The sequence below is a fragment of the Flavobacterium succinicans LMG 10402 genome, from assembly GCF_000611675.1.
In the GTDB taxonomy this organism is placed as follows: Bacteria; Bacteroidota; Bacteroidia; order Flavobacteriales; family Flavobacteriaceae; genus Flavobacterium; species Flavobacterium succinicans.
Map to the genome: position 1 here is coordinate 78,170 of NZ_JATV01000006.1, position 14,216 is coordinate 92,385.

The 14,216-nt window shown below is 34.0% G+C and carries 13 protein-coding genes; 7 read left to right on the forward strand and 6 right to left on the reverse strand.

Features of this window, described 5'->3' with window-relative positions:
- Positions 1 to 146 precede the first annotated feature (146 nt).
- The 7 genes from AO58_RS0106825 (at position 147) to hemN (ending at position 7,904) form a co-directional block, all read left to right on the forward strand.
- Positions 147 to 1,550 (forward strand): tetratricopeptide repeat protein, encoded by a 1,404-nt coding sequence (locus AO58_RS0106825; RefSeq protein WP_024980992.1) that lies wholly within the window; start codon positions 147 to 149, stop codon positions 1,548 to 1,550.
- Entirely contained in the window at positions 1,543 to 2,292 is a 750-nt protein-coding gene (locus tag AO58_RS0106830) for a shikimate dehydrogenase family protein (RefSeq protein WP_024980993.1), read from the forward strand. Before AO58_RS0106825 ends, AO58_RS0106830 begins: the two co-directional genes overlap by 8 nt.
- A gap of 228 nt (positions 2,293 to 2,520) precedes the next feature.
- On the forward strand, positions 2,521 to 3,255 hold the full coding sequence (locus tag AO58_RS0106835) for a lipid A phosphoethanolamine transferase (RefSeq protein ID WP_244530688.1): 735 nt from the start codon (positions 2,521 to 2,523) through the stop codon (positions 3,253 to 3,255).
- 132 nt (positions 3,256 to 3,387) lie between these two features.
- Positions 3,388 to 5,343 (forward strand): DUF349 domain-containing protein, encoded by a 1,956-nt coding sequence (locus AO58_RS0106840; RefSeq protein ID WP_024980995.1) that lies wholly within the window; start codon positions 3,388 to 3,390, stop codon positions 5,341 to 5,343.
- A 122-nt stretch (positions 5,344 to 5,465) separates the two neighbouring features.
- Entirely contained in the window at positions 5,466 to 5,807 is a 342-nt protein-coding gene (locus tag AO58_RS0106845) for a hypothetical protein (RefSeq protein ID WP_139225546.1), read from the forward strand.
- Between the two features lie 100 nt (positions 5,808 to 5,907).
- Positions 5,908 to 6,384, forward strand: a complete 477-nt coding sequence (locus AO58_RS0106850; RefSeq protein WP_035717467.1) for a hypothetical protein — start codon at positions 5,908 to 5,910, stop codon at positions 6,382 to 6,384.
- Positions 6,385 to 6,539: 155 nt separating this feature from the next.
- Positions 6,540 to 7,904 carry an oxygen-independent coproporphyrinogen III oxidase gene (gene hemN, locus AO58_RS0106855; RefSeq protein WP_024980998.1) on the forward strand — a complete coding sequence of 455 codons (1,365 nt, stop codon included), beginning with the start codon at positions 6,540 to 6,542 and terminating at the stop codon, positions 7,902 to 7,904.
- A 229-nt stretch (positions 7,905 to 8,133) separates the two neighbouring features.
- Here the strand turns inward: hemN and AO58_RS0106860 are convergent, their stop codons facing one another.
- From AO58_RS0106860 to ccoN, 6 genes are all read right to left on the reverse strand, one after another.
- A complete protein-coding gene (locus tag AO58_RS0106860) occupies positions 8,134 to 8,835 on the reverse strand; it encodes a sulfite exporter TauE/SafE family protein (RefSeq protein WP_024980999.1) in 702 nt (233 codons plus the stop codon).
- Positions 8,836 to 8,895: 60 nt separating this feature from the next.
- On the reverse strand, positions 8,896 to 9,351 hold the full coding sequence (locus AO58_RS0106865) for a FixH family protein (protein ID WP_024981000.1): 456 nt from the start codon (positions 9,349 to 9,351) through the stop codon (positions 8,896 to 8,898).
- A 28-nt stretch (positions 9,352 to 9,379) separates the two neighbouring features.
- Positions 9,380 to 10,798: a cytochrome c oxidase accessory protein CcoG gene (gene ccoG, locus AO58_RS0106870; protein WP_024981001.1), complete on the reverse strand. Its 1,419-nt coding sequence runs from the start codon at positions 10,796 to 10,798 to the stop codon at positions 9,380 to 9,382.
- A 92-nt stretch (positions 10,799 to 10,890) separates the two neighbouring features.
- Positions 10,891 to 11,826: a cbb3-type cytochrome c oxidase N-terminal domain-containing protein gene (locus tag AO58_RS0106875; protein WP_024981002.1), complete on the reverse strand. Its 936-nt coding sequence runs from the start codon at positions 11,824 to 11,826 to the stop codon at positions 10,891 to 10,893.
- Between the two features lie 18 nt (positions 11,827 to 11,844).
- On the reverse strand, positions 11,845 to 12,024 hold the full coding sequence (locus AO58_RS0106880; protein ID WP_024981003.1) for a CcoQ/FixQ family Cbb3-type cytochrome c oxidase assembly chaperone: 180 nt from the start codon (positions 12,022 to 12,024) through the stop codon (positions 11,845 to 11,847).
- A gap of 8 nt (positions 12,025 to 12,032) precedes the next feature.
- Positions 12,033 to 14,216 carry a cytochrome-c oxidase, cbb3-type subunit I gene (ccoN, locus tag AO58_RS0106885; protein ID WP_024981004.1) on the reverse strand — a complete coding sequence of 728 codons (2,184 nt, stop codon included), beginning with the start codon at positions 14,214 to 14,216 and terminating at the stop codon, positions 12,033 to 12,035.

A 14,216-nucleotide genomic window follows, 5' to 3' on the forward strand; every position in this document is an offset into this window, starting at 1 on the left:
TGTAGCCCATTCACAAATTAGCACAAACAAGCCAAGTATAAAATGAGAGTTTGTTAATTAAATTGTTCACAACAATTCTAAAAAAACCTCACAATAACAGTAAGGATGCCTACTTTTAAAATAGGCAAACTCAAAAAAAAACAAGTATGCAATTAAGCAACGAAGAAGAAGATTACAGCTTATCGCTTTCCAAATTTGAGTCCATGTTAAAAACGAACAAAGTTCTTTTTTTTGACTCAGAGGAATTTGAAGAAATCATTCTTCACTACCTAGATATGGGAAAAGCCAATCTGGCTAAAAAAGCCTTAAAATTAGCACTAGATCAACACCCAAAATCCACTGGACTAAAATTAGTCCAAATCGAAATGTTGGTGTATGATGACAAGTTAGATTTGGCCGAAAAAATGCTCAATGAGTTGTACGCTATAGAGCCTACAAACGAAGAAATTTATATCCAAAAAGCCAATATTTGGTCCAAAAGAGACCAACATGAAAAAGCAGTTGCTGAGCTCAAAATAGCTTTAAAGTATACAGATGATTATGCTGATGTTTACAACTTAATCGGTATGGAATATTTGTTCATGGACAATTTAGAATTAGCCAAACAAAGCTTCATACAATGTTTAGAAGAAGACATTGAGGACCAATCAGCCCTTTACAATGTAGTCTATTGTTTTGAGTTTTTAGATCAAATTCAAGAAGCAATTGTCTATTTAAACCAATACATTAACAAAAATCCATACAGCGAGATTGCTTGGCACCAAATAGGCAGATTGCATTATAGCGTAAAAGAATACGAAAATGCCATTCGCGCTTTTGATTATGCTACGCTAATCGACGAAGAGTTTCTAGGTGCTTTTATGGAAAAAGCAAAAGCTTTGGAACGTTTAAAAAGATACGAAGAAGCCATAGAAAGCTATACTCGTACTATTGATCTTGACGATGCCACTTCATATGCCTTATTGAGGATTGGAAAATGTCATGAAAAACTGGGCAATAAAGCATTAGCCTTACAGTTTTTCAACCAAACAGTCCATGAAGATCCATTACTAGATAAAGGTTGGATTGCCATTACTGATTTCTATATCCGTCAAAAAAACTACCAAAAAGCCTTGTTTTTTGTCAACAAAGCCTTGGCAATCGACAATCAAAATAGATTGTATTGGAAGCGTTACGCCAACATCAACAAACAAATGAACTTTTTTGAAGAAGCAGAATTTGGATATCGAAAAGCAGTAGAATATGGCGACTATCAACTCGATACTTGGTTGTTTTGGGTAGATATTTTGCAATTTTTAGGCGAATTTGAAACAGCGATACAAACCCTTTTGCAAGCGGGCGAATTTTTTCCAGAAGAAAACGAGATAGAATACCGCTTAGCAGGCCTGTATTTTATGCTACAAAATGACACCAAAGGAAAAAAACATCTCGGCAACGGTTTACGCATTAACTTTGAAAACCATAATATACTTGAAGATTTATTCCCAGTAGTTTGGAACCGAAAATTGGTTCAAAATTATATTACAAAAAATAAAAATAATAATGACTGATTCTATTAAGATGCGTTTTGGCTTACTCGGACGCAATATTAGCTATTCATTTTCTAAAGGACATTTTACCGAAAAGTTTAACAATCCAGTATTTGAAGGCTATAGTTATGAAAATTTCGACATACAAGACATCAATTATTTTACAGAATTAGTCAAGAATAATCCTGATTTACGCGGCCTAAATGTAACTATTCCTTACAAAGAAGCCATACTTCCCTTTTTGGATAAACTTTCAAAAAAAGCTACGGCCATTGGCGCAGTAAATACGATAAAATTCACCAAAAAAGGAAAACTAAAAGGATACAATACCGATTATTTTGGTTTCAAAAAATCCTTACAACCTTTATTACAACCGCATCACACCAAAGCTTTAATTCTAGGCACTGGAGGTGCCGCTAAAGGCGTTGCTTTTGCGTTGGAAGAATTGGGTATTTTATACACCTTTGTTTCGAGAGAAAATAAAGAACAAACCATTCGTTATGATTTACTCAATGCCACTATTTTTGAGAATCACACCATTATCATCAATACCACACCATTGGGAACTAGCCCAAACACAGATAATTTCCCTGATATACCTTATGAGTTTTTCACAGAGAAACACATTGCCTACGATTTGATCTACAATCCAGCGGAAACCGTATTTCTAAAAAAAGCAAAAAAAAGAGGCGCTACTATTAAAAACGGACTTGAAATGTTAGTACTTCAAGCAGAAAAAGCATGGCGTATTTGGAATAAATAGTAAAAAAACACCATAGTAAAACGTCCAAATAAATTGTCAAAAAAAACAAGACAGAATAAACGCTACAAAGTGTACACCAATTCAGTGGTATACTAAATAGAAAAAACGTATTAAAAAAAAAACGCAACCATTTAATTATCAAAACATTTAAGTAAATTAGCAGTACGAAATTTTATGTAATTTTATGTAATTTTATGTAATGTTATGCAAAAGCTAATTCTACTATTTTTGGCGCTATTTTTTTACACCTCAAGTGTAAATGCTCAGGATAAAAAAAAAATCAGAGAGGAGCAAAATCCCTTTTCTGAAGCGCGCTTTAATTATTTCAAAGAGACTATAATCTTATTTAATGAATATTTAGACACTAAAAATGGTTCTTTTAACACAACTACCTTTCGTTTACTAAAACCAATAGGTAATCGGGCTTGGACGATACGTTTTGATACTCCACTTGTTTCAACTAACTCATCGACCAAAAATAAAACAGGACTAGGAGATCTTAGTATAGCGACTTCATTTATACCATTTTTAACCAAAACATCGGGCATTGCTACACGAGTAAGACTTATAGCAAATACAGCTACAGATAGAAATTTTGGGCTAGGAAAATGGGTTGTTGTTCCCGCCATTTTCTACGGAACCTTTATTGATAGTGCCAAAAACATTGTATTTATAACGGATTTGGAATACCAATATAGCATAGCTGGAGATACCAATAGAGATGACGTCAGGATCACAGTACTTGAAAACAGCTTGATTTATTCCTTTTCAAAGAATTGGATGAGTGCCAATATTTCGTTTCGATACAATGAAGTGTTAAATGGTTTTCAAAACAGTACCTTTATTGAATTTGGACGAAAAATCACTCCCGACTCCTTTTTTTATATCCATCCGAGTTTAGCCTTTGGAAATAAAAAAGCATATAATTATGGTTTTGAAGTAGGAATGCTTATCCGATATTAATCTAGATGATACTGAAAAGCATTTTTAAGGTATTTTACACAGTAAATCAACTATAAAACATAGAAAAATTTTGCAATTAACCAATCCTTTAGTACCTTTCGCATTATAAAAACAACCTTAAACATTTCAAAAATGTTAGAAGAAAAGCAAGATAACCTGCCAGTTGCAGACGGAGAACAACAACAAGAAGTAGTAGATCAAGTATCAACTGACTTGACTACAAATGAGGATAATGCAGCAACAACAGATTCTACAACTGCGGAGGTACACGAAAACCAAACCATCCTTGATGCGATAACCAGCAACAATGCTGAAGAAAGTGAAGATGAAACCCTAAAAGGGCGCCATGATATTCCTCTATTAGATTATGAAGCTATGGACATGGCTGCATTAGTAGAAGAATTACAAAAACTAGTCACTACAGAGACAGTAATGTCAATTAAACTTCACGTTGAAGAAATCAAAAAAGCTTTCTTAGCTAAATATCATCATCTTTTAGAAGAGAAAAGAGAAGAATTTGCTGCTGAAAATCAGGATACAAATGAAACTTTCGAATATCATTTCCCGTTAAAAAACAAGTTCGATCAATACTACACCAATTATAAAGATCAAAAAAACGCGCATTTTAAAAGCCTTCAGACCAATTTAAAAAGCAATTTAGAGCATCGATTAGCAATTGTTGAAGAGTTGAGAAACTTAATTGATCCACAAGCGAACATTAAGGATACCCTCAAACACTTCAATGACCTTAGAGATCGCTGGAAAAATGCTGGTCCGATTCCGAAAGATAAATACAATCATGTGTGGAATAATTATCATTTCCATGTTGAAAATTTTTACGATTATTTGCATTTAGACCGTGAGGCTAGAGACATCGATTTTAAACACAATCTTGATTTAAAATTAAAAATAATCGCCAGAGTTGAAGAGCTTACCAAAGAAGAGGATATCAACAAATCGTTTCGAGAATTACAAGATTTACATAAAATTTGGAAAGAAGATATTGGGCCAGTTTCCAAAGAACATCGCGATGAGATTTGGAATAAGTTCAGCGAATTGACCAAGCAAATGCATGACAATCGTGAAAAATTGTTTGAAAAACTAAGAGGGGTTGAATTAGAGAATTTAGCAGTAAAAAAAGATATAATTGCCAAAATTGAAATCTTAGCCACTGAAAAAGTCAACAGTCATTCGCAATGGCTGGTTCAAATTGACAAAGTTGAGGCGCTAAGAAATGCTTTTTTCTCTACAGGAAAAGTACCTTCTGAGGTAAACGAAGCTACTTGGTCAGCATTCAAAACAGCGGTTAGAAACTTTAATAGCTTTAAAAACTCCTTTTACAAAGACATTAAAAAAGACCAAACCGACAATTTAAATAAAAAAATAGCCTTAGTTGCCAAAGCCAAAGAATTACAAGAAAGTGAAGATTTTGCAACAACAACGCCTATAATGAAACAAATTCAGGAAGAATGGAAACAAATAGGTCATGTTCCAAGAAAATATTCAGATAAAATTTGGAATGAATTCAAGGAAGCTTGCAACCATTACTTTGCTAAGGTAAAAGAGCAACGCAATGAAGAAAATAGTGAAGAAATTGCTGCTTTTGAAAACAAAAAAGCATACCTAGAAAGCATCAAAGAATTTCAACTAACAGGAGATCACAAAACGGATCTTGAGAGTATAAAAAAACATATTGAAAACTGGAAAAATTTTGGAAAAGTACCGTTTCCAAGACGACATATAGAAGGGAAATTCAATAAAATTCTAGATGCTTTGTTTGCCAAGTTAAGTTTGAGTAAAAAAGAAACAGATATGATGCGTTTTTCAAATCGTATGGAAAACTTATCCGAAAGCAATGATATTCGCAAACTAGACAATGAAAAAATCTTTTTAATGCGTAAAATTGAGGAAGTTCAAAATGAAATTTTCCAATTAGAAAATAACATTCAGTTTTTTACCAATACCAAAAACGCAAAAAAGGAAAATTCGATTGTTTTAGAAGTCCGAAAAAACATAGCCATCCACAAAGAAAGCTTAGAAGTTTGGAAAGAAAAACTTCATCAACTTCGAAATTTAACCATCGAATAAATACAATAAAGCCTCAAAGTAAATTTTGAGGCTTTATTTTTATACCTTAAAGATTAACAATACTTTATACAAACTCCCAAACCTTTAAAACATAAATAAAGTAATTTTGCCAAATGAAGTTTTTGAGCAAAATAATTTTAACTATAGGAGTTGTATTATTGTTTTTTGTTTTACAAACAAAAAACAACAAGCATTACTTTGATAATGGTACAGCTCAAAAAGAAACTTCTTTCGAGCAAATTGACAAAAACAATTTGCCATGTATGTTACCTAAAACTCTAAGTTATACGGTTGCAACATATCATTTTTACCCACCTATTCAAGCTACTTTTGCGTCTTTTGCCCATGTAGCTCTCCTTATCAACTACAGCAACAAAGTCGCTTCAAAAGCATTCCTTTACAAGAGCATTAATGCAATACCAGCCGTATCGTGCCTGCTCTTTCCAAAACATTATTTTTGGTAACTAGATAGTGCAATCTTTAGAGATCAACTTCTCGATCCACTTTGCGAATTACTAATGAATTCGCATGTTTCACTATTTAAAAAAATCAAAAATTTACACTATGGACACTTCCGTAACTATCATCGGATTGGTAATAACATTACTAATTGCGATACCTCTCTATTTTATCTTTAAAAGTAACGCTATTCAGAAAAAAAGAATACTATCAATACAAGCTATTCACAATCCTAAAAACAAGTACAACTTTACTATAACTGAAAATCAAAACAAAAAGGTATACTCCATTGATACACTAAACCAGGCGTTTTTGTTTATGGACTTTCATCCGAAAGAACCCTTTTCAAAACTGATTGAACTCAATACCATATCCAGTTGTGAGATCAAGTACATTAAAGATGTGGCAAACGATCTAACTAAAAAAATTGAGCTATACTTCATATCAAGCACTAGTAATATCAAAGAATCAATTACCGTTTACAATGCAGAATATGATCTAATAAATCAAATATGCGAACATGAAGATGGTCAATTGGCTAAAAAATGGAAAAAAATTATAGACAACTGTTTAACACATTAAGAACGCAATTGTTTATAAATACCTAAAAAAATACTAAAACAAAACACTGAGAAACGAAAATAATTATTCATTTCTCAGTGTTTTAATATTTATGATAAATATCATTTGCACTAAAAGTATTATAAGATACTTTTGTTCTACAAAATTAAGTTAATATGAAAAATAATCTTATTCAAAAATACAATGTTCCTGGCCCTAGGTATACTAGCTACCCTACGGTTCCGTATTGGAATGAATTACTTTTTTCTACTGACTTGTGGTTAAAAACGCTTCAACAATCTTTTAAAGAAAGTAATACAAAAGAAGGAATTAGCTTATACATTCATTTGCCTTTTTGCGAAAGTCTTTGCACATTTTGCGGATGCAACAAGAGAATTACAAAGAATCACAATGTTGAAGAAACATACATATTGGCTGTTTTAAAAGAATGGGATCTTTATTGTTCACTACTAGAAGAAAAACCAATCATTAAAGAAATTCATTTGGGCGGCGGTACTCCAACTTTCTTTTCGTCCGAAAACCTCGAGAAGTTAATTCATGGAATCTTAAACAAAGCCACTAAAGCGATTGGGTACGAATTCAGTTTTGAAGGACATCCCAACAATACTACCAAAGTTCAATTACAAACATTCTACAATTTAGGTTTTAGGAGAGTAAGTTTTGGCGTACAAGATTATTCCGAAAAAGTGCAACAAGCAATTCACAGGGTGCAATCCTTCCATAACGTTGCCAAAGTAACATTTTGGGCTAAAGAAATTGGTTACACCTCTATCGGTCATGACATCATTTTCGGCCTTCCGTTTCAACAACTTGACGATGTAATTGATACCATCGAAAAAACAAAATCATTAAATCCGGATCGTTTAGCGTTTTATAGCTATGCGCATGTGCCATGGATCAAAGGAAACGGACAAAGAGGATTTAAGGATAGCGATATTCCAAAAGATCAAGAAAAAAGACAATTATACGAAGTAGGCAAACAATTATTGAGTAAAAACGGATATCATGAAATTGGTATGGACCATTTTGCTTTAGAAGAAGACAGTCTTTACACATCCTTCAAATCCGAAAAACTTCATCGTAACTTCATGGGTTATAGCTCTTCAAAAACACAAGTTATGATTGGTCTTGGCGTATCTTCTATCAGTGATAGTTGGACGAGTTTTGCCCAAAATGTAAAAACAATTGAAGAATATTATGCTAGTCTTGAAAAAGGAGAGCTACCGGTTTATCGTGGTCATATTCTTACTTCAGAAGATTTAATCATCAGACAGCATATATTAAATTTAATGTGCCAATTTCAAACCTCATGGGACAAAGAAAATGGCTATTTTAAAGAGCTTCCAGAAGTCCTCATGCAATTAGAAGAAATGCAAAAAGACGGATTGATTACCATTGAAAAACAAAGTATCAAGGTATTAGAAGAAGGCAAACCCTTTGTCAGAAACATTTGCATGGCCTTTGATCTTTTATTAAAAAGAAAAGCGCCAGAAACCGCCTTGTTTTCAATGACAGTCTAACGCAATCACTTTTATTCGTTTACTTTTTTAATAAACCACATTACGGTAAATCTCAATATTTGGGCGTTACCACAAGGGTCAGGCTTTAGGTTACAATCTTTTTGAGGCAGAAAAAGCCTAAAAAGGATTTTTACTGCAAACCCTAACGCAAAAAACGGTAAATAAAAACATTAAACCCTTTTAAACAATCCTAAATCATTAACGTACTTATCCAAATACTTCCTTTAATTTAATGACAATTAGGGGTTTCTTGAACAAACAAACTTAAGGTTGTAGGAGAAACATAAGGAATCCCAAGCCCCAAGCCTCGTAACACGAATAACACCCCAATTACTACCATTACATATGGAATAACTTTTTGAATAGTATTTCGCGCAGAAAGACTTAAAAAGGATTTCAAATAAACCACCACACTCATCAAAGGAATTGTTCCCAGGCCAAACAAAACCATGTATACAACACCAACCAATGCACTTTGCATAGCAATGGCACCAAACAAAGCTACATACACCATTCCACATGGGAGTAAACCATTTAGGAACCCAATAGTCAACAATGAACTGTATGATTTTTTCTTGAATTGACTACCTAATTTTTGCTTCAATTTAGAAATCATTCTAAAAATTGGCTTGGAAAAATTATACTTTGCAAAAACACGCTCAGGAAGTAACGCCACGATAATCATCAAAACACCAATAAAAATAGATAGTTTTTGTTGAATACCCGCTACAAAAAAACCTTTCCCAAGTAAGCCAAACAATAGTCCCATACCACCATAAGCCAACAATCTTCCTATGTGATAGGTAAGTATTTGCGAAGCTTTTTTGGTTGGATTCGAATGATCCACAGGCAACATTAATGCAATTGGACCACACATTCCAACACAATGAAAACTACTAATCAAGCCTAAAATAAAAGCGGTATAGAGCATTTATTATCGTTTTTCAATGCAACTCCATGACATGAATCAAGTTAGAATTACACCTTTATTTTAATTTATATAGAGTGTCTCCTTGGTCAAATAGGATTTTCCTTCATACTGCCATTCCATATTGATATCCCAACTTCCACCTACCAAATTGGTTTTAGGAATATGAACAGTAGACTCGGTTAGGTCTAATTTCACTTGAAAATCAAGTTTTTTATTAGACGGACGATATAACGATACGGTTCCCTTGATTTTTTTAGGAACAAAGTTGGCCGGAAAGGTGATGGTTACTTCTTGATCCAATTGTGTAACCTTGGGTTTTGTAGCTAAATCTTGGGCATTTTGAACCCTTTGCATCTCCTCTTGATAATGAATATCATGCTTATAATATTCCTCGACCACCAAATCGTTATCATATTTGGAATCCGATTGTACTTTTACCACAAAATAGAGAATAAAAGTAATAAACAAAGCAAAAGCAATCACAATATATGTTCCCCAGTTGAATTTTAATTTCATATTTTTTTTTTAAAAAAAGAATAATACTTTAATCGAAACTTCTTGGCCCCAAGAAATTAGTTGCCGTTGTTTGAATCAATTCGTCGGCTTCATATACTTCAATTTCAATAGTAGTTTTATCACTTTCTAGCAAATATTTATTGATTTCGATAAATAAAGTACCACTTGTCAAACCTTGTCTAGGAACAGTTAACTGATTCTTACCCACAATTTTCAAAGTACCTTTGATCTCTTTTAATTTAAAATGAACATTTTTAATTTCATTATTAGATTTGTTAATCACTTTAAAGGTGTAAACATTACTAATATTTTCACCTTTATGCTGGAACAATTGTCCTGGTAATCTTAAAATTGAAGTTTCTACTTCGGAGCGCAAAAACAAAAGTCCCGAAAGAATTCCCATCAAAATCAACAATACGGCGCTGTACCCTTTCATACGCGCTGTAAACTTGAATTTTTCGTTTTTCTCAATTTCATCTTCAGAGGCATAGCGAATTAAGCCTTTTGGTAATCCCACACCTTCCATAATGGTATCACATTCATCGATACAAGCCGTACAATTAATACATTCTAATTGTGTTCCATTTCGAATATCTATACCGGTTGGACAAACATGTACGCATTGTTTGCAATCTATACAATCTCCTTTTCCTGTTTCGGCTCGATTTTCTTGTTTATTGAATTTTGCTCGTCCTATTTCTTTTTCGCCACGAACAAAATCATAAGCAACATTAATAGATTTATTATCAAGTAAAACGCCTTGCAAACGTCCATACGGGCAAGCAATTATGCACACTTGTTCTCTAAACCAAGCAAACACAAAATAAAAAACTCCAGTAAAAATAAATAAAGAAATTAAAGTACTGATGTGGTTTTTCGGTCCTTCTTCGATCATTTTAAACAACACATCACTACCAATTAAGTAGGCTAAAAATACATTCGCAATAAAAAAAGAGATGACCAAGAAAAGAGACCATTTAATTCCTTTTTTTCGAATTTTCTCCGAATCCCATTTTTGTTTGTCCAATCTAATTTGTGCTCCTCTATCTCCTTCGATCCAATATTCAATACGTCTGAAAACCATTTCTAAGAAAATGGTTTGAGGGCAAATCCAACCACAAAAAATACGCCCAAAAATTACAGTGAATAGAATTACAAACACTACCCCAACAATCATGAACAGAACAAACAAATAAAAATCTTGAGGCCAAAATGGAAAACTAAAAATAGAAAAACGACGTTCCAAAACATTGAACATCATGAATTGGTTTCCATTAATTTTGATAAATGGACTAGCCACAAGGATGATGAGTAAAATATAACTCACCCATTTGCGGTAGTCATAGAACTTACCACTAGGTTTTTTGGGATAAATATATTTTCTATTGCCTTCTTGATCAATAGTCGCAATACTGTCTCTAAAGGAGTCATCAGGTAAAACAGCCATAGCTAATTTTTTAAAACTTATTAAAACTTATTAAAACAACTGTGTCAAAGTAAGATACTTTGACACAGGGTATAGAATAGGACAGAAACTATTTATTGAGCAGCCGTAGTATCTACAGCAGGAGCAGCAGAAGCTTCGTTTTTTGAAGCTGCATCATCTACCCATATTTCACCTTCAGGCGCTTTGGCATCTTTTGGATTACTTCCTTTCAAGGACAAAATGTAGCTCGCTACTTTTTGCATTTCTTTCGGTTTTAAAGTACCTTTCCAAGAGATCATTCCTTTACCGTCACGACCACCATTCATAATAGTATGAAAAACGTTTTTGATCCCTCCGCCCAAAATCCATTGTTCATCAGTAAGGTTGGGGCCAATTTGTCCTCCGGCATCGGCACGGTGACAAGCAGCGCAGTTGGTTGTAAAAATTTCTTTCCCAATGGCTAATTCAGCTGGATCAGTTAACAAAGTAACCGTTTTCTCATCCATCAAATCTGGGGCCGTTTTCATGTATTCCGCTATTTCAATTTTGGCTTGCGCAATATCATTTTTTAATTCCATTTCTTGATCTGGTGCACCAAGAATTTCAAAACGAACCAAATAAACCACTGCAAAAACAATACAAGCATAAAACAAATAAACCCACCATGGCGGCAAACTATTGTCTAACTCGCGAATACCATCATAATCATGATCCAAAAGCAACTCGCCTTCTTTTTCAATTGGAGTTGATTTGGTTAATTTTTTCATGATATTTTTATACCAATCACTTTCACCAAAACTTAACGAAGTCGCTTCCTCTAATTTGGCTTTCTGTTCGTCAGTTAACAAATGATAGGTAATTGTATCAATAGCACTTATGGTCACCTCAATCGCGATTAGCAGAAAAAGAAAAACAAATAAGAATAAAGATACCATTGGGAACTTTATAAACGCAGGACGATCTCCTGAGTCAATAAAATACTCCATTGCGCCAAATACGGCAAAGAAAATAAGGGGAACCCTAACGTATACTGGAATTAATTTTTTCATTTTTTAAAGCTTTAAAAATTATAAAGTAAGATTATCTTCTAAAGGGATGTTGCTCATTTCTTGAATGGTCTCTTTTTGATAAGAGAATACCCAAATGGCTAATCCAACAAAAAAGAAAAAGAAAATCAATAGAGAAAGGATGGGATAAATTTCGATCCCAACGATGGTCTCCATATTGTGTTTAATTTGTTCAAACATAACCGACTTTATTTAGATTCTTTTACTTTAATATCTGTACCTAGACGTTGCATGTATGCAATTAGGGCTATAATTTCTCTCTCGTTCATCGGAACAAATTTTTCACCTCTTGCTGCAGCTTTCTTTTTACTTTCTTCATAACTTTTTACAAAGTCAGGATCGTTTTTCAAGCTTTCCTCAATTTTTAAGGCTTGAGCTCTTAAATCTTTTTGACCGTTAGCAATCTGTTCTTCGGTGTAAGGAACACCTAAAGTAACCATTGCTTTCATCTTTTTTTCTAACATAGAAACATCCATGGCTTCATTGTCAAACAACCATTTGTAACTTGGCATGATAGAACCTGCAGAAATACTCTGTGGATTCCAGAAATGATTAAAGTGCCAGTTGTCATTGTATTTTTGCCCCACACGTTGTAAATCTGGACCTGTACGTTTGGATCCCCAAAGGAATGGATGATCGTAAACAAATTCACCCGCTTTGGCTTGAGGTCCGTAACGCTCTACCTCGCTTCTAAACGGTCTCACCGATTGAGAGTGACATCCCACACATCCTTCACGAATATATAAGTCACGCCCTTCTAATTCAAGTGGAGAATAAGGCTTAACACTTGCAATGGTAGGAATATTAGATTTGACCATTATCGTAGGAACAATTTGGATAATTCCACCAATTAAAATCGCTACTGTAGCTAAAATTGCCATTTGTATTGGTCTTCTTTCTAACCAAGTATGGTATTTTTCACCTTTAATTCGTTTGGTGCTAATTTCTTTTAAGGCAGGTGCTTCGGCTAACTCATCTTCGATAGCATCACTGTTTCTAACGGTTTGTACAATATTGTACACCAACACCAACATTCCTGTTAAATATAACGTTCCACCAACAGCTCTCATCCAATACATTGGCATGATTTGAGTCACTGTTTCTAAGAAGTTTCCGTAAGTTAATGTACCATCAGGATTGAACTGCTTCCACATTGAAGCTTGCAAGAAACCTGCAACATACATTGGTAAAGCGTAAAGAATAATTCCTAAAGTACCAATCCAAAAGTGGAAATTAGCCAATTTAGTGGAGTATAAAGTGCCTTTTGACATTCTTGGGATTAACCAATAAATAATACCAAAAGCCATAAATCCGTTCCAAGCTAATGCTCCTACGTGAACGTGAGCAATAATCCAATCCGTATAGTGCGCAATAGCGTTTACATTTTTCAAAGACAACATAGGTCCTTCAAAAGTTGCCATACCGTAACCTGTCATGGCTACCACAAAGAATTTCAACACAGGCTCTACTCTAACTTTGTCCCAAACACCTCTTAAGGTTAACAATCCATTGATCATACCTCCCCAAGATGGAGCGATCAACATCACTGAGAAAACTACACCTAAGTTTTGTGCCCAAGTAGGTAATGCAGAATATAACAAGTGGTGAGGACCAGCCCAGATGTATAAGAAAATCAAAGACCAAAAGTGAATAATAGATAAACGGTAAGAATATACCGGACGATTGGCTACTTTAGGTACAAAATAGTACATTAAACCTAAGAAAGGAGTGGTCAAGAAAAAAGCAACCGCATTATGACCATACCACCACTGCACTAAAGCATCTTGAACCCCTGCATACACAGAATAACTTTTCATGGCCGAAATAGGCAATTCTAAACTATTGAAAATATGCAATACTGCTACTGTAATGAAAGTCGCTAGATAAAACCAAATTGCAACATATAAGTGACGCTCACGTCTTTTAAGCATGGTTCCAATCATGTTGATACCAAAAACAACCCAAATCAACGCAATCGCAATGTCAATAGGCCATTCAAGCTCTGCATACTCCTTGGAGGAAGTATACCCTAGAGGCAATGAAATTGCAGCAGCAACAATAATTAATTGCCAACCCCAAAAATTAAGGTTACTCAAGAAATCACTGAACATTCTTGCTTTTAATAATCGCTGTAAAGAATAATACACCCCAGCAAACATTGCGTTTCCTACAAAGGCAAAAATAACAGCGTTGGTGTGTAAAGGTCTCAATCTACCAAAACTTAACCAAGATATTCCATCGGTAATGTTTGGAAAAAGAAACATTATAGCCAAAATAAGACCTACAAGCATACCTACTACACCAAAGACGATGGTGGCGTAAATAAACTTCTTTACAATTTTGTTGTCGTAATAAAATTGTTGCATCTCCAT

Coding starts and splice junctions, on each gene's coding strand:
- AO58_RS0106850 (WP_035717467.1), top strand. CDS start 5,908: ATGGACACTTCCGTAACTATCATCGGATTGGTAATAACATTACTAATT.
- hemN (WP_024980998.1), top strand. CDS start 6,540: ATGAAAAATAATCTTATTCAAAAATACAATGTTCCTGGCCCTAGGTAT.
- AO58_RS0106830 (WP_024980993.1), top strand. CDS start 1,543: ATGACTGATTCTATTAAGATGCGTTTTGGCTTACTCGGACGCAATATT.
- AO58_RS0106875 (WP_024981002.1), bottom strand. CDS start 11,826: ATGAAAAAATTAATTCCAGTATACGTTAGGGTTCCCCTTATTTTCTTT.
- AO58_RS0106840 (WP_024980995.1), top strand. CDS start 3,388: ATGTTAGAAGAAAAGCAAGATAACCTGCCAGTTGCAGACGGAGAACAA.
- ccoG (WP_024981001.1), bottom strand. CDS start 10,798: ATGGCTGTTTTACCTGATGACTCCTTTAGAGACAGTATTGCGACTATT.
- ccoN (WP_024981004.1), bottom strand. CDS start 14,216: ATGGAGATGCAACAATTTTATTACGACAACAAAATTGTAAAGAAGTTT.
- AO58_RS0106860 (WP_024980999.1), bottom strand. CDS start 8,835: ATGCTCTATACCGCTTTTATTTTAGGCTTGATTAGTAGTTTTCATTGT.
- AO58_RS0106880 (WP_024981003.1), bottom strand. CDS start 12,024: ATGTTTGAACAAATTAAACACAATATGGAGACCATCGTTGGGATCGAA.
- AO58_RS0106825 (WP_024980992.1), top strand. CDS start 147: ATGCAATTAAGCAACGAAGAAGAAGATTACAGCTTATCGCTTTCCAAA.
- AO58_RS0106865 (WP_024981000.1), bottom strand. CDS start 9,351: ATGAAATTAAAATTCAACTGGGGAACATATATTGTGATTGCTTTTGCT.